The organism is Pseudoflavonifractor sp. An85 (assembly GCF_002161235.1).
GTDB lineage: Bacteria > Bacillota > Clostridia > Oscillospirales > Oscillospiraceae > Enterenecus.
Genome location: NZ_NFHE01000012.1, coordinates 41,762 through 61,995 on the forward strand (window position 1 = coordinate 41,762; position 20,234 = coordinate 61,995).

Annotated in this window: 20 protein-coding genes and 1 pseudogene; 11 read left to right on the forward strand and 10 right to left on the reverse strand. The window is 57.0% G+C overall.

The genetic code is table 11. The annotated features are described in order from the left end of the window. Window positions 1-192: 192 nt before the first annotated feature. A pseudogene (locus B5G37_RS07405) lies at window positions 193-606 on the forward strand (CHC2 zinc finger domain-containing protein); the annotation flags it as partial. Between the two features lie 54 nt (window positions 607-660). Here the strand turns inward: B5G37_RS07405 and B5G37_RS07410 are convergent. Then, window positions 661-1,539 carry an IS3 family transposase gene (locus B5G37_RS07410; protein ID WP_087256086.1) on the reverse strand — a complete coding sequence of 293 codons (879 nt, stop codon included), beginning with the start codon at window positions 1,537-1,539 and terminating at the stop codon, window positions 661-663. Window positions 1,540-1,580: 41 nt separating this feature from the next. After that, entirely contained in the window at window positions 1,581-1,874 is a 294-nt protein-coding gene (locus tag B5G37_RS07415) for a transposase (RefSeq protein ID WP_087256018.1), read from the reverse strand. Window positions 1,875-2,086: 212 nt separating this feature from the next. Here B5G37_RS07415 and B5G37_RS15190 point away from each other — a divergent pair, with 212 nt between their 5' ends. The 5 genes from B5G37_RS15190 (at window position 2,087) to B5G37_RS07440 (ending at window position 6,422) form a co-directional block, all read left to right on the forward strand. Beyond that, on the forward strand, window positions 2,087-2,257 hold the full coding sequence (locus B5G37_RS15190; RefSeq protein WP_158099369.1) for a hypothetical protein: 171 nt from the start codon (window positions 2,087-2,089) through the stop codon (window positions 2,255-2,257). Between the two features lie 263 nt (window positions 2,258-2,520). Further along, window positions 2,521-2,736 (forward strand): hypothetical protein, encoded by a 216-nt coding sequence (locus B5G37_RS07425; protein WP_031473406.1) that lies wholly within the window; start codon window positions 2,521-2,523, stop codon window positions 2,734-2,736. Between the two features lie 348 nt (window positions 2,737-3,084). Beyond that, the gene (locus tag B5G37_RS07430) at window positions 3,085-4,374 is read left to right on the forward strand and encodes a plasmid recombination protein (RefSeq protein ID WP_087256022.1); all 1,290 of its coding nucleotides are present in this window, start codon (window positions 3,085-3,087) and stop codon (window positions 4,372-4,374) included. Between the two features lie 18 nt (window positions 4,375-4,392). Continuing rightward, the gene (locus B5G37_RS07435; RefSeq protein WP_087256024.1) at window positions 4,393-4,695 is read left to right on the forward strand and encodes a hypothetical protein; all 303 of its coding nucleotides are present in this window, start codon (window positions 4,393-4,395) and stop codon (window positions 4,693-4,695) included. Beyond that, window positions 4,695-6,422, forward strand: a complete 1,728-nt coding sequence (locus tag B5G37_RS07440) for a recombinase family protein (RefSeq protein ID WP_087256026.1) — start codon at window positions 4,695-4,697, stop codon at window positions 6,420-6,422. The genes B5G37_RS07435 and B5G37_RS07440 overlap by 1 nt, the downstream gene beginning before the upstream one ends. 81 nt (window positions 6,423-6,503) lie before the next feature. Here the strand turns inward: B5G37_RS07440 and B5G37_RS07445 are convergent, their stop codons facing one another. From B5G37_RS07445 to mnmA, 8 genes are all read right to left on the reverse strand, one after another. After that, window positions 6,504-7,157, reverse strand: coding sequence for a DivIVA domain-containing protein (locus B5G37_RS07445; protein WP_087256028.1), 654 nt, complete (start codon window positions 7,155-7,157; stop codon window positions 6,504-6,506). A gap of 28 nt (window positions 7,158-7,185) precedes the next feature. Then, complete coding sequence (locus B5G37_RS07450) at window positions 7,186-7,638, reverse strand: cell division protein SepF (RefSeq protein WP_087256030.1); 453 nt, start codon at window positions 7,636-7,638, stop codon at window positions 7,186-7,188. A 29-nt stretch (window positions 7,639-7,667) separates the two neighbouring features. Next, window positions 7,668-8,378, reverse strand: coding sequence for a YggS family pyridoxal phosphate-dependent enzyme (locus tag B5G37_RS07455; protein ID WP_087256032.1), 711 nt, complete (start codon window positions 8,376-8,378; stop codon window positions 7,668-7,670). Continuing rightward, window positions 8,375-9,640, reverse strand: coding sequence for an HlyD family efflux transporter periplasmic adaptor subunit (locus B5G37_RS07460; protein WP_087256034.1), 1,266 nt, complete (start codon window positions 9,638-9,640; stop codon window positions 8,375-8,377). The genes B5G37_RS07455 and B5G37_RS07460 overlap by 4 nt, the downstream gene beginning before the upstream one ends. Window positions 9,641-9,853: 213 nt before the next feature. Beyond that, window positions 9,854-10,075 (reverse strand): RNA chaperone Hfq, encoded by a 222-nt coding sequence (gene hfq, locus B5G37_RS07465; RefSeq protein WP_087256089.1) that lies wholly within the window; start codon window positions 10,073-10,075, stop codon window positions 9,854-9,856. A gap of 76 nt (window positions 10,076-10,151) precedes the next feature. Next, a complete protein-coding gene (gene miaA / locus B5G37_RS07470; protein ID WP_087256035.1) occupies window positions 10,152-11,099 on the reverse strand; it encodes a tRNA (adenosine(37)-N6)-dimethylallyltransferase MiaA in 948 nt (315 codons plus the stop codon). Beyond that, on the reverse strand, window positions 11,096-11,989 hold the full coding sequence (locus B5G37_RS07475) for an MBL fold metallo-hydrolase (protein WP_087256037.1): 894 nt from the start codon (window positions 11,987-11,989) through the stop codon (window positions 11,096-11,098). Before B5G37_RS07475 ends, miaA begins: the two co-directional genes overlap by 4 nt. Then, window positions 11,986-13,008 (reverse strand): tRNA 2-thiouridine(34) synthase MnmA, encoded by a 1,023-nt coding sequence (gene mnmA, locus B5G37_RS07480; protein ID WP_087256039.1) that lies wholly within the window; start codon window positions 13,006-13,008, stop codon window positions 11,986-11,988. The genes B5G37_RS07475 and mnmA overlap by 4 nt, the downstream gene beginning before the upstream one ends. A 312-nt stretch (window positions 13,009-13,320) precedes the next feature. Here mnmA and B5G37_RS07485 point away from each other — a divergent pair, with 312 nt between their 5' ends. The 5 genes from B5G37_RS07485 (at window position 13,321) to mnmG (ending at window position 20,230) form a co-directional block, all read left to right on the forward strand. Further along, entirely contained in the window at window positions 13,321-14,820 is a 1,500-nt protein-coding gene (locus tag B5G37_RS07485) for a glucosyltransferase domain-containing protein (RefSeq protein ID WP_087256041.1), read from the forward strand. Between the two features lie 255 nt (window positions 14,821-15,075). Further along, window positions 15,076-15,579: a shikimate kinase gene (locus B5G37_RS07490; protein WP_087256043.1), complete on the forward strand. Its 504-nt coding sequence runs from the start codon at window positions 15,076-15,078 to the stop codon at window positions 15,577-15,579. Between the two features lie 12 nt (window positions 15,580-15,591). Further along, entirely contained in the window at window positions 15,592-17,472 is a 1,881-nt protein-coding gene (locus tag B5G37_RS07495; RefSeq protein WP_087256046.1) for a DEAD/DEAH box helicase, read from the forward strand. Next, window positions 17,462-18,319, forward strand: a complete 858-nt coding sequence (locus B5G37_RS07500) for a metallophosphoesterase (protein ID WP_087256048.1) — start codon at window positions 17,462-17,464, stop codon at window positions 18,317-18,319. Before B5G37_RS07495 ends, B5G37_RS07500 begins: the two co-directional genes overlap by 11 nt. A 27-nt stretch (window positions 18,320-18,346) precedes the next feature. Further along, complete coding sequence (gene mnmG, locus B5G37_RS07505; RefSeq protein ID WP_087256050.1) at window positions 18,347-20,230, forward strand: tRNA uridine-5-carboxymethylaminomethyl(34) synthesis enzyme MnmG; 1,884 nt, start codon at window positions 18,347-18,349, stop codon at window positions 20,228-20,230. The last annotated feature ends 4 nt before the right edge of the window (window positions 20,231-20,234 follow it).

The following is a 20,234-nucleotide window of genomic DNA, read 5'->3' on the forward strand; positions in this document are numbered from 1 at the left end:
TCTAATTATACCATGCAAATGTGAAGAAATCTACATCATCAGATAAGTTGTCCTGTTTTTTGAAATGAGGTTGTCCTGCTTTTAGCCTGCTTTTTTCAAAATCCGTCATAACCATAGTAGAAAGAGCGAAGCACCTGCCAATCACGGCGGGTGCTTCGTGCTTTCCAGACTATTATGAACGGAGGTTTTTCTATGACAATCTATGAAAACATCAAGGCGGCGATCAGCGTGAAGCAAGCCGCCGAACACTACGGGCTGAAAGTCAACCGCAACGGTATGGCTTGCTGCCCATTCCACAATGACAAGCATCCGAGCTTGAAGCTGAATGAAGATTATTTCTTCTGCTTCGGCTGCGGAGCCAAGGGAGATGTAATTGACCTTGTGGCAAGTCTGTTCGATCTGAGCAGTTATGAAGCAGCACAAAAGCTGGCTGCGGACTTCGGGCTTGACCCGAAACCGCCCACTACCGCAGCTATGGTCAAGCCGAAGCGTCCCTATATCCGTCAGTTCCGGGAGGATGAAATGATGTGCTTCCGGGTGCTGACGGATTATCTGCATCTGTTGGAGGATTGGAAAGTGCGCTATGCACCCAAAACACCGGAAGATGTGGTCCTATGTCAAGAAAAAGTACAAATTAAATATGCCCTTTTTAGTGTTAAGTTACCCTGCTAAAGCTTCAGCTCTTTTATCTAACACCGCATAGTATTCTTCTTCATACTGATCTGGCGAAAGATATCCACAATGGCTGTGTATCCTCACTGTGTTATAAAATGTTTCTATATATTCGAATACCAGCTTATATGCATGCCGGTAATTAAAAATTTTAAAGCGGTTGATCCATTCCCTTTTCAGTAATGCATGGAACGATTCTATACACGCATTATCCCATGGATATGCTTTTTTCGAATAGCTGTTTACCATCCCCTCTGTTGCTTTACGGAATGCATCCGATACATACTGGCAGCCCCTGTCCGTATGTATGATAAGCGGATGTGCTATTCTGCGGATTTTCTTCGCTTTCTCGATACATTCCACCACATGGGATGCTTCCAGTGTTTCGCTCAAGACCCATGCGATGATTTTCCGGGAATACAGATCCATAATGCTGGTTAAGTATACAAAGCCGTCAAACGTCCAGATATAAGTGATATCTGACACCCATACTGCATCTGGCTGATCGGGATTGAACTGCTCATTCAGAATGTTATGTAGCCTCGAGCTGAAATCAGAGTCTATGGTTGTTTGTATATATGGCTTTACCCATTGGGCTTTGATTCCCATCTGACGCATGTAATTCGCAACAGTTTTCACTGCGATCTTTTCGCCGTTTTTCCACAATTCCATTGTGATCTTCGGGGCTCCATAGTTCTGGTGGGAATCCTCATAGATTTTTCGGATTTTCTGTTTGATCTCCCCGCGGTGTTTTTCCGTGACAGACGGGCCTCTTTTTTTCCATGCATTATAACCGGATCGTGAAACACCAAGCTGTTTCAGTACCCCGCTGACAGAGACACGGTGCTTCACCGGACGCTGCTCCATTTCTATGATATACTCCGCTGTGGCAGTATAAACAGCCTCTGTCATTTTCCCAGGATACTGATGGCTTTTTTTAGAATTTCAAGTGCATCCTTTGTATCCCTTAGTTCCCGCTGGAGACGGGCGATCTCTTTCGCCTCATCGCTGGAATAATTTCCAGATCCCCGTGTTGGTACGTTCCCTTCGTGCTCTCTGGCGGCTCGGAGCCATGTCTTGAGAGCGGAATCACTGACGCCCAGATTCTCAGCTGCTTTCTGAAGTGAGAGTTCTGGATGATCCAACCGATACCTCACTGCATTCTCTTTAAACTGTTGATCGTATCTGCTACCCTTTGCCATGCCTATACTTCCTCCTTCTCATCATCTTTCCTATCATACATGATTTAGGTCTGCATGGCATCTTTACTTTGTACTATTTTTATACTACCACTAAAATTTAATTTGGAGCATTGCAACAACATCACCAACTCTGCTGGACGGCGGGTATGGGGATTCATGGGTGTGGAAGCTGTGGCACGACCTAATATAAACGGGTTTTACGACGTTTCGCCATGTACGTACGTACCGGAGGAATGGCAGGACTAATTCTCGCCGTTCCTTTTGGTACGTATGTACGCAGCATTTTACCCATTGTTCTCTATTTATGGGAACAATCAGCGCTCAGAACTGACCTGTTTTCGGGCATTGAAAATCAATGGCAGTGGAAACAGCAAAGTTTTTGACCATAGGACGAAACCATTTCACCAAACCGTGCTTCTCCAAACCATGCACCCGGTTCACGGAACAGTAGGTGTTTTCACTGTTCCAGACCAAACCCTACGGAACAGTAAAGTGGGATATATGCCTATATGGACAGAGTATCGCACTCACAAAAATAAAGCGATTTTGGGGAAAGCGGAATTTTCACTGTTCGGTGCATCTGCTCCGCTTTGGGGAGTATCCTTTGTACCGAATTGCAAAGCAAAATTATGGAGGAATTTTCAATATGAATGTACGCAACGAAATCAAGGCACAGATCATCCGTGCCGGAATGACTATGCAGGAAGTAGTTGACCTGCTCTCGGACGAGTACGGTTGGAGCGATAGCGTTTCCAACCTGTCCGCAAAATTACAGCGGGAAAGCATCCGATACAAGGAAGTATTGGAGCTTGCCGATGTGCTGGGATACGACATCGTATGGCAGCAAAGACGGGAGAAGTGATGCCCCGGCGACAGCCCCTCGCATCTCCCGTCCCCATAGGCGCACCGCAGTGCTGCCTATGGATGGCAGTGAAAGATACGGTTTTCACTACCACCGTCTGCAAGAGGAAGTTCGCCGGAACAGCTTCATGCAGACGGGCTGACCATGGGAAAAGTTACAGACATTTTCGCCTTGGTCAGCAGAGGTTGCCGCAGCAACCGCACTCCCCCTCGGGAGAGCCCTCGGAGAGCCCACGGCACTTTGCAGCCCGTATGGATGAAAGTGTTATAGTGGGTTATTACACTTTGAAAAAGTGCCTCTCCGTAGCTCCCCGCTGTCTGCAAATCTCAAGGAAAGGACAAAAAATCTATGGCAAGAAATGATGGAATAGACCGCACCGTAGCCCGGAATCAGGATTTACCGACACCGGACGATGTGGCAAAAATACAGGAACACAATGAGCGAGAAAAGGACAGTTACAGCAATCAAGACATTGTGCCGGAACGCACTCCGCTGAATGTTCACTTCAAGACTCCCACCGATGATTATGTGAAAATGTTTGAGCAAATGGAACAGGATGGCGTGATCTCCACCAGAGGCCTGAAACCGGATGCCATCAAATACGGCGAGTTGGTTTTTGATGTAAACTCTGCTTACTTCTACAACCACGGAGGCTATGAATTTGCAAAACAGTTTTATGCCGATGCCTATAAAGCCGCCGTGGAGATCGTAGGCGGTGAGCAGTATATCCTCTCTGCTGTGATGCACGCCGATGAGCGTAACCGGGCAATGTCGGAAGCTCTGGGCGAGGATGTGTACCATTACCATCTCCACGTGGTTTATATCCCGGTGGTGGAAAAGCAGATCCTTTGGTCGAAGCGGTGTAAGGATGAATCCCTCCGGGGAACAGTAAAGGAAACGATCACACAAGTCAGCCGAAGTAAGAAGTGGGATTCCAAGCCGGTGCTTGACGAGGACGGCAATCCCAAACTCAATGAAAAAGGAAAAAAGATTTTAAGGTCATCCTACAGCGTGTTGCAGGATGACTTTTTTAATTTCATGCGAAACGCCGGTTATACCGATGTGGAGCGTGGAGAGCGTGGCAGCACCGAGGAACATCTGACGGTGACGCAGTTCAAGGTACAGGCAGAACAGCAGCGGTTGGAAGCAGTCACCGCACAGGTTGCCGATGCGGAACAATCCTTGGAGAATACCAGGGTTGCCGCTGAAAAACAAAAAAAGAAACTGGAAGCTCTGCAAAAGGAAACAAAGGCAGCAAGGGCAACTGCCCTGACAGTGCAAGATATTGAAGCGATGGGCAAGAAAGCCACATTCGGCAACAATATCACGCTGACACCGGATGAGTGCCGCATCCTAAAGGATTATGCAGTCAGCAGCTTCGCAGAGAAAGCGGAAAAGTTGAAATACAAGCAAAAATACGAACAGGCAGAAAAGAGTGCATCCGTTTGGAAGCGCCGCTTTGAAGCCCTGAACGAAAAATATTTGGAACTCAAAAAGAAAGCTCAGCCCTATCTGGATGCATTGGAAATCGCATCCGAAAGGGTTCGGGCGTTTCTTGATGTTGTCCTCAGTAGAGGAAAGGAAACACAGGAACACAAGCAGCCTGCCCGCAAGCGAGGACGGGATATGGAAATTTAAGAAAGGAACTTTTTGCCCATGAATAAAACCGTAGAGGAAATTAACAAGATGATTATGGAAGATGCCCCGATGGAAGAAATCAATGATGCCATTGGCTATATTGATATTTACTCCTGCTTCGACCCGATTTTCGAGCCACCCATTGATTTTCTGGAAGAATGCCGCAGACATTGGGAAGCGGCACAGTCTTCTTTCCGTGAGACCATTGAGCGCAAGATCGGGAACACATGGTATGTGATTGAAACAGAATGTGCCGGGAATGAGCCGCTTGCCGACAAGGTAAAACGGCTCTTTTTTTCTGACAAGGGGGTGATTTGTTAATGACGGCGACACAAAAGCATGATATAATTCCAGTATGCACAACGGTACTGTCGGCTGACCAACAACCGAAGGAGGATATTATGTTGGATCAGCAGAAAATTACCATTCTCTACTGTCGTTTGAGCAATGAGGATGCCCAAGATGGAGAGAGTAACAGTATCGCAAATCAGCGAGAGTATTTAACCCGATATGCCCGTGACCACGGGTATACAAACCTGAAAATTCTGGTGGATGACGGTTATACCGGGACGAACTTCAATCGTCCCGGTGTGCAGGAAGGTTTTGAACTTGTCAAGCAGGGGCTTGTGGGCTGCTGGCTGGTCAAAGACCTCAGCCGATTTGGTCGTGACTATCTGACTGTTGGACAATATACGGATATTATCTTTCCGAGCTACGATGTCCGCTTTATCGCCGTAAATGACGGTGTGGACAGTAACCGGGGAGACAGCGAGGGCTTCGCCGCAATCCGTAATCTGTTCAACGAGTGGTATCCCCGTGATACCAGCAAGAAAGTCCGTGTCAGTTTGCGGCAGAGAGGAACCAGTGGGAAGCACATGGGCAAACCGCCCTACGGATACCGCTGTGACCCGGAGGACAAGGATCACTGGATTCTGGATGAAGAAGCGGCTCCGGTAGTCAAGCTCATCTTCGACCTTTGCATTGACGGCAAAGGCCCGGAGCAGATTGCAAGGATTCTGGAAGAAAAGCAGATTCTGACCGCAAAAGCTCTGTATGCCAAGCGAAAGAAAAAGCCGATGCCGGAAAGACCGTACCACTGGGGCAACCAGTCCATTGTAGGGATTTTGGAACGGCAGGAGTACACAGGCTGTACCTGCAACTTCAAGACTTATTCCAAGTCCTACAAGCTGAAAAAGCGGATTCCTAATGAGCCGGAGAATATGTTTTATCTGCCGGACACACAGGAAGCGATTGTATCTCAGGCACAGTTTGACAGGGTGCAGGAACTGAGGAAAAACAAACGCCGCCCCGCAAAAGCGGAACGGCAGGGATTGTTCTCCGGGCTTCTGTTTTGTGCCGATTGCGGCGGCAAGCTCCACTTTGCCACAAGCAAAAGCTTTGAGGGCAAGCAGGATCACTACGTCTGCAACAACTACAAGAGCAACCGTGGTACTTGTACTGCCCACTATATCCGGGAAGATGTGCTCCGTGAAATCGTTCTGGAACGCATCCGGGCAGTCAATGTGTATATCCGAAGCGATGTGGACGGTTTTCAGGAGGAATGGCTGCAATGCCGCAGGACTGACCAGGAGCGCAGCATCCGGGATGACAAAAAGAAGCTGGAACAGGCAAAGAAACGCCTTGCCGATCTGGATGTCATCATCTCCCGGCTGTACGAGGACTATGTTCTTGGAAATCTCAATCAGGACAGATACAGAAAGATGTCTGCGGACTATGAAGCCGAACAGGAACGGTTAAAGCTCGAAATTGAAGTAACGGAAGAATGGGTGGAACAGCGGGAAGAAATGAATGACGGTCTGGATGCCTTTATCGCCCTGACACAGAAATATGTGGATGTGGAGGAACTGACACAGACCATCGTGAACGAGTACATCAAAAAGATCGTCGTTTATGCTCCGGATAAGTCTGGCGGCAAGCGGACGCAGAAAGTGAAGATTTACTTCAATTTCGTGGACGATGTGGATATTCCCGTTATTTCCGAGCCTATCATCACACAAACAACCTATGAACGCAGAAAAACGGCGTGACCTTCGGGTCACACCGTTCTCTGCGACAAAATAGTTACTTGTCACTATTAAGCCTTCGGTTCACGGGTTTTTATACCTGATTTAGCGGATCTGGTAGTCCTTGCCGAACTGAAGATCTTCAAAGCGGCGGGTGGCATCCAAATCCAGATCGTCCACGGGGTCATAGGCGGGCGCCTGAGCGGCGGCAGCGGCCACGGCCTGGGTGTCCACCGCCTGGGTGGGCTCGTCCACCACCGGCTCCTCTGCGGGCTCCTCCGCTGCAGCGGTCTCTAGCACCTCGGGAGGCACCATCTGACCCAGGCGGGCCAGACACTCCATCTCCTCCTGGTGGAGGGTGTAGAGCTTCTTGACGTAGGCGGCGGTGGCCTCCTGGGCCTGCTTGAGGCGGAACTCCTCGGCGGCGATCTCAGACTGGAGCTGAGACTTCCGGGCCTGGGCAGACTCGGTGGCGTCCTTCTCCATCTGAGTCTTTTTCTTCTCCGCGTCGCTGACCATGGACTCGGCCATCTGCTGGGCGGCCAGCAGGGTCTTACGCATGGCCACGTCGGTGGCCCGGTACTCCTCGATGGAGTCGGAAAGCACCTTGAGTTTATTCTTCAAGATGGTGTTGTCGTTGTAAAGGGCGGTATAGTCCTCGGTGAGCTGATCGAGAAACTCATCCACCATGGTCATATTGTAGCCGCCGAAGGTTGCTTTGGCAAAGACATGGCTGGCTACTTCCTGCGGAGTCATCATTGTGCAAGTCCCCTTTGTTGTCTATTTCTTAGAAGTACAGCCCGTTGTTTTCCAGCTCGTCGATGAGGTCACCCAGAATCTCTACGTTGTAGGGAGTCATGATGTAGGTGGCCATGGACACCTTCTTGATGGTGCCCTCGTTGGCGTAGGTCACGCCGGAGAGGAAGTCAATCAGACGGCGGGCGACGGTCTTGTCGGTCTGCTCCAGGTTGAGCACAACGGTGCGCTTCTCCCGCAGGTGGTCGGCAATTTCAGAGGCATTTTCAAACCGCTCGGGCTTGACCAGCACCACCTGCAACTGGGTGGTGGTATGAATGTTCACCACTTTATTGCGGCGCTCAGCTTCGCTGACCCGGGTGGTGGGCTCGCTGGGGGCGGCGGTGGTAGTGTTGTTGACGGGGGCGAAATCCTCCTCGTACTCATCATCCTCTTCGTCCTCGTAGGGACGGGCCAAACGCTTCAGTTCATCCAGAAAACTCATGGGTGAGAACTCCCTTCTATATGTATGTATCAAAATGAGTTGGAAATGGGCGCACGAGGGCCAAAGATGGCGGTGCCAACCCGGACGTGGGTGGCGCCAGCGGCTATGGCAGCGGGGTAATCGTTGCTCATCCCCATGGACAGTATCGTCATATCTGTCTTATTATCTCCCATTTTCCCCTTTATGTCAACAGCAAGAGCCTTCAACTTATGAAAAAACGGTAAATTTTCAGAAGGCTCCTGCACCGCCGGGGGAATGCACATCAGACCCCGCAACCGCACATGGGAAAGCTGGGTACACAGCTGGGCGGCGGGCAGCACTTCGGGGAGGAAAAAGCCGGATTTGGAGGGCTCCTGGGCCAGGTTTACCTCCAGCAAAATGTCCTGCACCAGTCCCGCCTTTCCCGCCTGCTTGTCGATCTCCAACAGCAGCTTTTGGGAGGACACGGAGTGGATGAGATCCACTTTGCCCATGAGGTATTTCACCTTGTTGGTCTGCAAGTGGCCAATGAAGTGGACCTGAGCCCCTTCATAGGCTCCTGTCTCCCAGTGGGAGAGCAGCTCCTGCACCCGGTTTTCCCCGCACACCGTCACCCCTGCGGCGATGGCCTGTCGAATCACGTCGTCACTCTGGGTCTTGGTGGCGGCCACCAGGGTGATCTCCTCCGGGGTCCGTCCGGCTTCCCAGGCAGCTCGGCGGATGTTTTCCACAACGTGGGCTAAATTTGTGGAAATACTCATGAGCGCACCACCATCCCGTCGGTAATGTGGGTGGTGTTGAGGATGATCTCGTCCCCGGCACGCAGACGGGCGGAAGCGGTGTCATCCACCGGCTCCACCAGATAGAAGGAGTCGTCGCTGTGGAGCACACGCACCTCCTGCCACTCGGCCTGGGTGCCCACCACGGTGTACACCCCGTATGTATTGACCTGGCTTTCGTTGCCGTTGTCGTCGGTGACCGTCTCGGTGACCACTCGCAGGGCCTGACGAGGGATGCGGATGCCTTCAATCTGCTGGGCAATGATGTCCACCGTCTGCTCCCGCAGCAGGGTGGTGTCGGCCAAGTGCTCTTTGGTGGAGAAAATGGCCATGGTCTGCTCCTCATCAGACACCAGACGCTCCAATTTCATGGAAATGGTGCCATAGTAATCATTGGAGAAGGAAATTTTGTAGGTTTTTCCCTCCAGCAGACCGGACACCGAGGGCTGATCCACCACAGTGGCCAGATACCAGGTGGAACCGGTGATGACCTTGCCCAAGGCGGGCTGAGGGTCGGGCACATCCTGCTCCAACAGGTCAGTGAGCTGGGCGATGGTGAGGGAGGAGAGCATGTTGGGGGTGATGAGGCTCTCATACCCGTCCACTTCTCCGGAGAACGAGCCGGAGACGGGGGCGGTAATGGTCTGGGAGACCTGGCTGAGAGAGGCGGTGAGGGTGTTGAGCTGGTTTTGCTTGTCCTGAATGAGCTGGCGAATCTGGGTGGCCGCTTCGGTGTTGCCGTAGCTGTAGTCCCGCTGGAACACCATGGTGCGCAGATGCAGCGCGGAATCCTCCAGGGTGGACAAGTCGCCGGAGGCGGCCAGAGAACGGATGGACACCATGGAGTTGATCACCGCCTCGTCCAGCTTGGAGGAGTTGGTGGACTGGGTGCCCGTGGACAGAGAGTACTCCAGCTGCTGGATTTCCGCCTCCAGGGACTGGATGGTCTGTCGGGTCTCCAGGGAGTCTTTGCTGGCGTGAATCAGGGCGATTTCCCCGCCTTTGGCCACCTTTTCCCCCTCTTCCAGGAGAATATCCACATATTCTCCCGTGGCGGAGATGACCTGTTCATTGCGCACCAGCAAAGCGGTGGCCTCGGTGCCCACGTCCACCGAATAGGTGTAGGCGGTGGTGGTGACCAGATCGTCCTGAAAGCCCCGCACCAGATAAACGGCGAAATAGGCGATGATGGCCACAAACATGGCGCCGATGATGACTTTGTTGACCAATGTACTCTCTTTCATAGAATCATTCCTCTTTTGTGTGGGGAACCTGCCCTTTCCCTCGGCCGCGGCATGTTATGGCTCTTTTGCGCCAGAAATGCGTTGCATCTTCCCGAGATACACAAAGTATTTCTGCAAAGCTGCGCCTGTTTCTGACACAAAATTTCTCACAATCTACTCTCGCCGATGGAATGGTATGTTCCCATGGGGTTGGAACACGCCCCCGTCTTGGGGTCATTCTTCCATATTTACCGCTTTTTCCGGTGTGATGGTGGAAATGGCGTGTTTATAAATGACTTGCTGTTTGCCGTCGGTGACCAACACCACCACATAGGGGTCATAGGCGGTGATGACACCCCGCAGCTGGAACCCGTTGACCAAAAACACGGTGACTCGAGCGGCGGTACGGCGAAGGGTGGACAGAACACTGTCCTGGACATTGGGCTGCTTGCCCACGGCGACTGCGGTAAAACTCATGGCTATGCACTCCTTTTCTTTTTCGGGGTCGGGCTGAGCCTGACCCTGAGTGGAGTTATTGTAAGCCATGGGTGTGGGCGAGTTCTGTCGAACGGTCGACAGCGTGGGAAAAATCTGGGGTTTCTCCCCAGCGAATCCAGTGGGTGTTGGGGTTGCGGCGGAACCAGGTCAGCTGCCGCTTGGCGTACTGCCGGGAGCGCAGCTTCACTTCTTCCGCTCCCTCCCATGCGGGGCGGCCCTGCTGCAAAGCGGCCGCAATTTCCTTGTAGCCAATGGCCTGCATGGCGGTGCAGGTGGGGGGAATGCCCCTCTCCAGCAGCCGCCGCACCTCCTCCTCCAGCCCCTGCTCCATCATCACATCCACCCGCTGGTCGATGCGCTTCCACAAGTTGGGCCGCGCTTCAAAGTCCAGCCCAATGGTGAGGGGATGGTACCGGGGGGGAATGGCCTGGGACTCCAGGTTGTGCTGGGTGATGGTCTTTCCCGTGGTGAGGTACACCTCCAAGGCCCGGATGATGCGCTTTTCGTCGTTGGGGTGCAGCCGCTGGGCGGCTTGGGGATCCACCTGGGCCAGTTTTTCCCGCAGTGGCTCCAGCCCTTCTTCCCGGGCCTGCTGCTGCAGCTGCTCTCGCACCTGGGCGGCGTGGGGGTCAAAGGGGGCAAACTGCCGCCCTGCCATGAGGTGGTCGATGTACAGACCTGTGCCTCCCGCCACAATGGGCAGCTTGCCCCGAGCGAGAATATCGTCCATGACGGGAATGGCGTCGGTGACATACCGGCTCACCGAGTAGTTTTCCCAGGGGTCTGCCACATCCAGCATGTGGTGGGGCACCCCCTGCATCTCTTCTTTGGTGGGTTTGGCGGTGCCGATGTCCATGCTCCGGTAGACCTGCATGGAGTCTGCCGACACCACTTCTCCGTTCAAACGCTGGGCCAGAGCCACCGCCAGGGCGGTTTTCCCTGAGGCGGTGGGGCCGCAGATCACCAGACAATCCGGTTTCATAGCTCCTCCTTGGGTGTGATATACAGCATTCCATCCCGGGCTTCATAGGCCAGCTTTCCCTGGTCAATGAGCAGCTCCACCAGCCCCCGCAGGTTGCGCTCCATGAGGGGCACCCGCTCCACCCGGCTGGAGAGCAGGGTGTGGTGGGCGTTGACCTTTTGCCACAGCTGGGTCAGGGTCATGGGGGCGTCCACCAGGGCAGCCACCTCGTCGGCCCGACTCTGGATGAGGGCACAGGTGGCATCAATGAGGGGCTCTACCTGGGCATGTACCCCCCGGTGAGCCATGACATAGGCGGTGTGACCGGTGCCCCGCAGGCGCTGGGCGCTGGCCATCATCTGGGCGCAATCCAGGCTGTAGGGCAGTTTTAAATCCAACCCTTCGTCGGAGAACACCGCATCTCCCACAAAACACACCCCATCGGGGGTGGTGATACATACATGGTCCAGGGAGTGACCGGGGGTGTGGAGGATGTGGAAGGGGACGCCGCAAACGTGGAAGGTTCCATCCTCATAGGGGATGGGGACGTCCACGTCACACAGCATGTCCCCCTGGTAGTCCCGGATCATGTGGGGGGAGTAGGTGTAGAAATAGGCTTTCAGCCCCAGAATCGTACGGCAGGTGTCCACCTCTCCGGCGGGCACTGCCACTTGGCAGCCGTACCGGGCACGCAGGGCGGCGTTGTTGATGGAGTGGTCCAAATGCACGTGGGTACTCATCACCCCCACCGGGGTGAGACCCGCCCCATCCAGGGTGTCCATCAGGTCCTGCCGCTCGGTGATGTCCCCGGCGTCGATGAGAATGCACCGGCGGTCATCCAGCTGGTACAGCCCCGTAAAGCTGTGACCCTCCAGGACATAGGTGTTGCCGCAAATGGGGGAAATCTTCATACAATCCACCCGCTTCCCAGCACCTGGTCACCGCGGTAAAACACCGCCAGCTGGCCCGGGGTGGGGGCTCGGGCGGGCCGTTCCATGTGGATGTCCACCCGGCCATCCCCCAGGGGAATGAGGGTGGCGGGGTCCTGGTGGCGGGAGTGGCGCAGCCGCACCTCCACCTGCAAGGGCTGGGTGAGAGGCTCTTCCGCCAGCCAGTTCAAATCTTCGGTGTGCACCAGGGAAGCGTGAAGGCCTTCCCCGTGGGAGAGCACCACCTCATTGGTGTGGGGGCGGATTTCGGTGACAAACAGCCGCCCGGAGGAGGAGACCCCCAGCCCACGGCGCTGTCCAATGGTGTAGTGGTGAAACCCCTTGTGGGTGCCCAGCACATTGCCCTGCGCATCCACGAAGTTGCCCGGCGGGGGGGTGCCGCCCCGGGCGTCCAGCCAGGCGGCGTAGTCGTCGTCGGGGATGAAGCAGATCTCCATGGAGTCGGGGCGGGAGGCCGCCGGCAGCTGGGAGGCCTGGGCCTCCTGCCGGGTCTGCTCCTTGGGGGCGTCCCCCAGGGGGAAGACAATGCGCTCCAGGGTGTCCCGGGTGAGCCGGGAGAGCATATAGGACTGGTCATTGGAAGAGGTCCCCCGCAGCAAAATGGGGCCGCCGTCGGTACCCACGCCGATGCGGGCGTAGTGGCCGGTGGCCACATACCGGGCGCCGATTTCGTCGGCAAAGGCCAGGAGCGCGGGGAACTTCACCGCCCGGTTGCACCGCGCGCAGGGAATGGGGGTGCGGCCGGAGAGGTAGTCCTGGGCAAAGGGGGTGCACACATGCTCCTCCAGCTCCTGCTGGATGGAGCGCACGGTGAGGGGAATACCCAATTTGGCGGCATTGTCCCGGGCGGACTGTTCTCCGCCCAAGCCGATGTCCAGATACAGCCCGTGGACCTCATATCCCTGATCCATGAGCCGCTGGGCCGCCACGGCGGAATCCACCCCGCCGGAAAGCCCCAATACCACCTTCTTGTCTGCCATGTGTGTGGTCCTCCTGTGGAAACGATGTTACAGCTTTATGATACCATGACGGCAACGCCGGAATGGTATTATGCCATGTTTTTTCGGTTGCCCCGCAAGGGGCGAGAAAAACGGCAATTAAAATTCTGGTATAATAGCCGTTTTGCGGCTATTATACCAGAAAAGAGGGTCGGGTTCAACCATAGCCCCCAGGCAAATGGTGGCAAAAGCCCCCTCATGGTTGAGGGAATTCCAGGTTGATGCACAGCTGTGAATTGGGTATAATGAAAAAACATCCCAAAAGGGAAGGTTTGTTGTTAGGGAGGAAATTGTGTGAAACAGTGGAGCCTTGCGGAGCTGAGCCGAAAGATGATACAACGGGGGAAACAAGAGGGGCGGATGTGGCTGCTTCCGGTGGGGCTGCTGGCCCTGGTGTACATCTTGGGAATCAGCGCCATTCTGCGCGCGGATTTCAACTACATTGACGACATGGGGCGCATCACCTTTGGCTATCAGGGGTGGGACAATTTCAGTCGCTACATCTCCAATTTGCTCTCCACCTTTCTCCACACGGGGCGGTATCTCAACGACATCTCCCCTCTGCCCCAGCTGCTGGCGGCCCTGATTCTGGCCGTGGCAGGGGTAGCGGCGGTGCGGGTGGTGACGGGCCGAGAGACGCTTACGGTGTGGGAGTATGCGGCGGTTCTGCCCATGGGCCTGTCCCCCTACTTTCTGGAGTGCTTTTCCTATAAGTACGACGCCCCCTATATGGCCCTGTCCGTGCTGGCGGGTGTGTGTCCGCTGCTGCTGTGCCGGAAAGATTGGAGGCTCTACCTACTGGGGAGCGTGGCAGGTATTTTGGTGGTGTGTACCACCTACCAGCCCGCCACCGGGATTTTTCCCATGTTTGTCATCTTCCTGGCCATGCGGCGGTGGCACCATGGGGAGAAGTTGGGCGATATATTCCGATTTGTAGGCTTTTCTGTGGCCGGGTACGGTGTGGGCCTGGTGGTGTTCCGGGTGTTTCTCATGCGAGTGACGGAGGAGTACGTCTCCGGCGGCATCCCCGCCCTGCCCCAGCTCATCCCCCACACTGTGGAGAGTTTTTGTACGTATTTCCACCTCATTTTCACAGATTTTCGTCGGGAATGGCTGCTGGTGATCCTGGCGCTGTGCGTGGCCTTCCTCTATGTGCAGGTGCGGGACTCCTCTCGCAACAAGGTGGGAGCAGCGGCGGTGTCCGTGGTGGCGCTGGGGTTGGGCCTGCTGTGCAGCTTTGGCCTGTACCCGGTGCTGGAAGAGGCGTTGTATGCGCCCCGGGCCATGTATGGATTCGGGGTCTGGCTGGCTTTGGTGGCTGTGTTTACCGTTACCACTCCGCGGGCCTACTGGTGTAAGCTGGTGAGTGTGGGATTGGCCTGGATTTTCTTTGTCTTTGCCTTCACCTACGGCAATACCCTGACTCTGCAAAAGAACTATACCGAGTTTCGCATTGAGCAGGCCATTGACGACCTGACGGAGGCCCATGTGCTGGAGGGAGACACTCGGAAAACGGTGCAGGTGTCCGGTACCATCGGGTATGCCCCCGTCTTTGACCACATGCCCCAAGACTATCAGATGCTCAAGCGACTGGTGCCCGTGCCCTTTGGCGGGGGTGTGGGGTGGAACAGCTACCTGTTTGCCTATTTTTATGGGTTGGAGGAGCACATGACCTGGGCCGGATGGGACACGGAGCTGGACCTGACGGAGAAGGATTTGCCTGTGGTGGTGGATAACCTCTATCACACCATTCGGGCAGACGAGGCATATGTTCTCATTGAACTGAAGGAGTAAACCAATCGGACCTATCATTTTCTGCGGTGGTTCAGGTTAAGACCCTGGCGAAATTCAATTTGGCCACCAAAAAACGGTTCATTTTTATCATGCGCCAACACAGTGACGAAAAAGAGGAACGAAACAAGGGGAAAGCCCGTGGGGCTTTCCCCTTGCCTTTTGACCTGGAAATCTGATATAATAATCTGTCTTATCATGGGCAAATTTTCCCGGTTTTCCAGGAGAGAACCGGGGTGCGTATGGGATGTGACGAGGATGGACAACATCATCTTAATTGGTATGCCCGGTTCGGGCAAGAGCAGCGTGGGCGTGGTGCTGGCCAAGGCCCTGGGCTACGACTTTTTGGATGTGGATCTGCTCCTTCAGCAGCAGCAGGGGGCGCTGCTGCAAGAACTGTTGGACACCCATGGTGTGGACTGGTTTTTGGACGCGGAGGCGGATGCCATCGCCTCGGTGCAGTGCCGCCACACCGTCATTGCCCCCGGCGGCAGCTGTATCTGCCGCCGGCGGGCCATCGAACATATGCGCAATTTAGGCACGGTGGTGTATTTGCAGCTGACTTTGGAGGAAGTGGAAGGGCGCATCCACAACATGGCCACCCGCGGCATTGCCCTCCAACCCGGCCAGACCCTGGCCGACGTCTACGCCTACCGTACCCCTCTCTACGAGACGTGCGCCCATCTCACCGTCCCCGTGCATAACCAGAGCCTGGCGGAGACGGTGGAAGCCGTGAAACAGGCTTTGACCCAATATCAGTAAAGGAACGATACCATGAATTTCAAACAACTGGGTCTCATAGACCCCATTTTGAAGGCCCTGGCAGAGCAGGAGTATACCGCCCCCACTCCCATCCAGCAAGGGGCCATCCCCCCCGCCCTTACCGGACAGGACGTGCTGGGCTGCGCCCAGACGGGCACTGGCAAGACCTGTGCCTTCTCCACCCCCATTTTACAGCGCCTGTCCAAGAAAATCCCCAATCCCCGGGTCATTCGCGCCCTGATCCTCACCCCCACCCGGGAGCTGGCCCTGCAAATCCAGGAGTCCATCGTGGCCTACGGCAAGCACCTGCCCCTGCGTAGCGCCGTCATCTTCGGCGGCGTGGGCCAGCAGCCTCAGGTGGATAAAATCAAAAAGGGCCTGGACATTCTGGTGGCCACTCCGGGCCGCCTGCTGGACCTCCACGGCCAGGGGCTTGTGGACCTGAGCCACATTGAGATTTTCGTGCTGGATGAGGCCGACCGCATGCTGGACATGGGCTTCATCCACGATGTGCGCCGGGTTTTGAAGGTGCTGCCCCAGAAGAAGCAGACCCTGTTTTTCTCCGCCACCATGCCCCCTGAGGTCATGGAGCTGGTCAATGCCCTGCTGCACAACTACGCCCGGGTGGAGGTGGACCCGGTGTCCTCCCCGGTGGAGGTCATCGGTCAAAAGCTGTTTTATGTGGACAAGAACAACAAGACCAAGCTGCTGTGCCACCTCATTCAGACCTGGAACATCACCTCTGCCCTGGTGTTTTGCCGCACCAAGCACGGGGCCAACCGCATTGCCAAGGACTTAAACGCCCAGGGAATCCCCGCCGCCGCCATCCACGGCAACAAGAGCCAGACCGCCCGGGTCCAGGCCCTCAACGATTTCAAGGCGGGGAAGGTTCAGGTGCTGGTGGCCACCGACATCGCCGCGAGGGGCATCGACATCGACGAGCTGTCCTGGGTGTTCAACTACAACCTCCCTGACGTACCCGAGACCTATGTCCACCGCATTGGCCGCACCGGCCGGGCGGGGCATTCCGGCACCGCCGTGTCCTTCTGCCAGTTCGATGAGAAGTCGGACTTGAAGGCCATTGAGAAGCTGTTGGGCCGTCCCATCCCCGTGGTGGAGGACCACCCCTTCCCCATGGTGAACCTGGAGGCCCCCAAGCGGGACAAGAATGGCCGCATCATCAGCGCCGAGGACGCCGAGGCCCGTCAGGCCGCCCGGGACCGCCGCCGTCAGCGGCAGGAGGAGGCCCAGGCCCAGAAGGCAGAGAAGGCCGCCAAAGCGGAGCAGCCTCCCAAGCCGGAGAAGCCCGCCAAGGCCGACAAGCCCAAGCAGGAAAAGCCCCGGAAGGAGAAGCCCCGCCGGGAAAAGGCCCCTCAGCCTGCCCCGGCCCCCATTCCCGAGGAGCCCCACCACCACAAGCGTGGCGTGCGCCAGGGCAAGCTGTCTGACACCCTGCCCCAGCAGCCCGCCATGCCCGAGACCGACTTCTACAAGCCCAATCCCCTGGATTCGGACGTGATTATGGACGCCACTGCCCGGCTGCTGGCCCCCCGCCGTCCCGTCCAGCCGCCCCGCAGCGAGAGGCCGCAGCGGGAGCGCAAGGGCCGGAAGGAGCAGCCTGCCAAGCAGGAGAAACCCCGGAAGGAGCAGCCCAAGCAGGAAAAGCCCAAGAAGGAGCCCCAGCCTCCCAAAGCCCAGGAGGGCAAGGGCGGCAAGAAGCACAAGGGGGAGAAACCCTCCATCCTGCCCCCCTCTCTGTCCGGCAAGCGCCGCCGCTCCCGGGGCAACGATCGGCCCCGCCCCATCGAGGCCGCGCCCCGCTCCAACCGCCAGAAGGACTCCACCGAGCACCGCAGCCTGATGCGGCCCTACTACCTCCACGATGAAGATTAAAAAACCACTGCGTGCCCTGGGCGCTGCCCTGGGGGTCACCGCGTGTATTTTAGGGGGCGCCGCCTTCCTCAACTGGCAGTTTTGGGGGCTGGAGGTGACCCACACCCAGGTGCCTGTCTCCGGCCTGCCCCAGGGCTTTGAGGGGATGCGGGTGGTGCACCTGTCCGACCTCCACGGCCACCAGTACGGGGAAAACCACCGGGACCTGCTGGAGCAGATTGCCGCCCAGAGCCCGGAACTCATCGCCCTCACCGGGGACATCATCGACCAGGCCAGCCAGCGGGGCACCCTCCCCGCCCTGGCCCGGGGCCTGTCCGCCATCGCCCCCACCTACTTCGTCACCGGAAACCACGAGTGGGCGGTGGGGGATATTCGCCAGACCAAGGCGCTTTTGGCCGAAAACGGGGTGACGGTGCTGTCCAACCAGTACGTGGTGCTGGAGCGGAATGGGGACCAGGTGGTGCTGGCCGGGGTGGACGATGCCAACGGCTACGCCGACCAGAAGACGCCCCAGGAGCTGTATGAGGAGATTCAACAGGACCATCCGGGCCTGTGCACCCTGCTCCTGGCCCACCGCAACAACTACTTTGACCGATACGCCGCCTGTGGCTACGCCCTGGTGCTGTCCGGCCACGCCCACGGCGGGCTGGTGCGCCTGCCCTTCACCGACGGGGTGTTTGGCTCGGGGGGTGACCTCTTCCCCACCTGGACCGCCGGGGTGTACACCCTGGGGGAGAGCACCTTGTACGCCACCCGTGGGGTGGGCAACAACACCACCCCCATCCCCGGGTTCCGGCTGTTCAACCTGCCCGAGATTTCGGTGGTGGAACTGGTGGCCAAACCCTGAAATATAGACACAAAAGGACTTGTTTTTATGCCCTATCAAGCAGGACAATTTGATATTGCCGTCATTGGGGCGGGCCACGCCGGTGTCGAGGCGGCTCTCGCCGCCGCCCGGCTGGGCCTTCGCACCCTGTGCTTTACCATCAATCTGGACGCCGTGGGCAACATGCCCTGTAACCCCGCCATCGGCGGCACGGGCAAGGGCCACCTGGTGCGGGAAATTGACGCATTGGGGGGCGAAATGGCCAAAGCCGCCGACGCCGCCTGCATCCAATACCGGATGCTCAACCGGGGCAAAGGCCCCGCGGTGTGGTCTCTGCGGGCCCAGGCGGACCGGCGGCGATACCAGGAGGTGTGCAAGCACACCCTGGAGTGCCAGTCCAACCTGTGGGTGAAGCAGGGGGAGATTGTGGACATTCTCACCGACGATACCGGCGCGGTGTCTGCCGTGGTCACCGAGACCGGGGCCACCTATGAGGTGAAAGCTGCCATCATCGCCAGCGGCACCTATTTGAAGGGACGCACCATTGTGGGCCCTGTGGTGCGGGACTCGGGGCCTGACGGCATGGCCGCCGCCCAGTCCCTGTCCAGCTGTCTGGAGCGGCTGGGGCTGCGCCTGCGCCGGTTTAAGACTGGCACGCCCCCCCGGGTCCACCGCCGCAGTGTGGATTTCTCCCCCATGGAACTGCAAGAGGGGGACCAGGAAGTGGTGCCCTTCTCCTTTACCACCCAGGAGCCGCCAAAAAACCAGGCGGTGTGCTACCTCACCTACACCAATGAGCACACCCACGACATCATTCGGGCCAACTGGGACCAATCCCCCCTGTTTGACGGTACCATTGAAGGGGTAGGCCCCCGCTATTGTCCCTCCATTGAGACCAAAGTGGAGCGATTCCCCGAGAAAACCCGCCACCAGCTGTTCATTGAGCCCATGGGCCTGAACACCGAGGAGCTGTACATCCAGGGCTTTTCCTCCTCCCTGCCCGAGCAGGTGCAGGTGGAGATGCTCCACACCATCCCGGGGCTGGAGGAGGCGGAGATGACCCGCCCCGCTTACGCCATCGAGTACGACTGCGTGGACCCCACCCAGCTGCTGCCCACCCTGGAGTTTAAGGGGGTGCCGGGGCTGTACGGCGCGGGCCAGTTCAACGGCTCCTCCGGCTACGAGGAGGCCGCCGCCCAGGGCCTCATTGCGGGCATCAACGCCGCATTGAAGCTGAAAGGGGAGCCGCCCCTCATTCTCACCCGGGGAGACGGGTACATCGGGGTCTTGATTGACGACCTGGTCACCAAGGGCACCGAAGAGCCCTACCGCATGATGACCTCCCGCACCGAGTATCGCCTGCTCCACCGCCAGGACAACGCCGACCAGCGTCTGTGCCACCTGGGCCACCGGGTGGGGCTGGTGAGCGAGGCGCGGATGCGGCAAGTGGAGGAGAAATACAAGGCGGTGGAGCGGGAGGCCAAGCGGCTGGAACATACGGGAGCCGCCCCTTCCCAAGCGCTGGATGACATGCTGGCCACCCGGGGCGAGCCACCCTGTCCCCACGGGGCCCGGTTGGCGGATCTCCTCCGCCGTCCACGGGTGACGTACACCGACCTCACCCCCTTTGACCCGGAGCGTCCCCAGATTTCCACCGAAATTGCACAGCAAGTGGAAATCTCGGTGAAATATCAGGGATACATTGAGCGGCAGATGCGGCAGGTGGCCGACATGGCCAAGCTGGAGCGCCGGGCCATTCCCACCGACACCGACTACAACGCCATTCAGGGCCTGCGCCTGGAGGCCAGGCAAAAGCTGAGCCAGATTCAGCCCTTGAACCTGGGCCAGGCGGGGCGCATCAGCGGCGTGAGTCCGGCGGATCTAACCGCCTTGATGATCTGGCTGGACCGGGGCCATAACCCGTCAAACTGAGAAA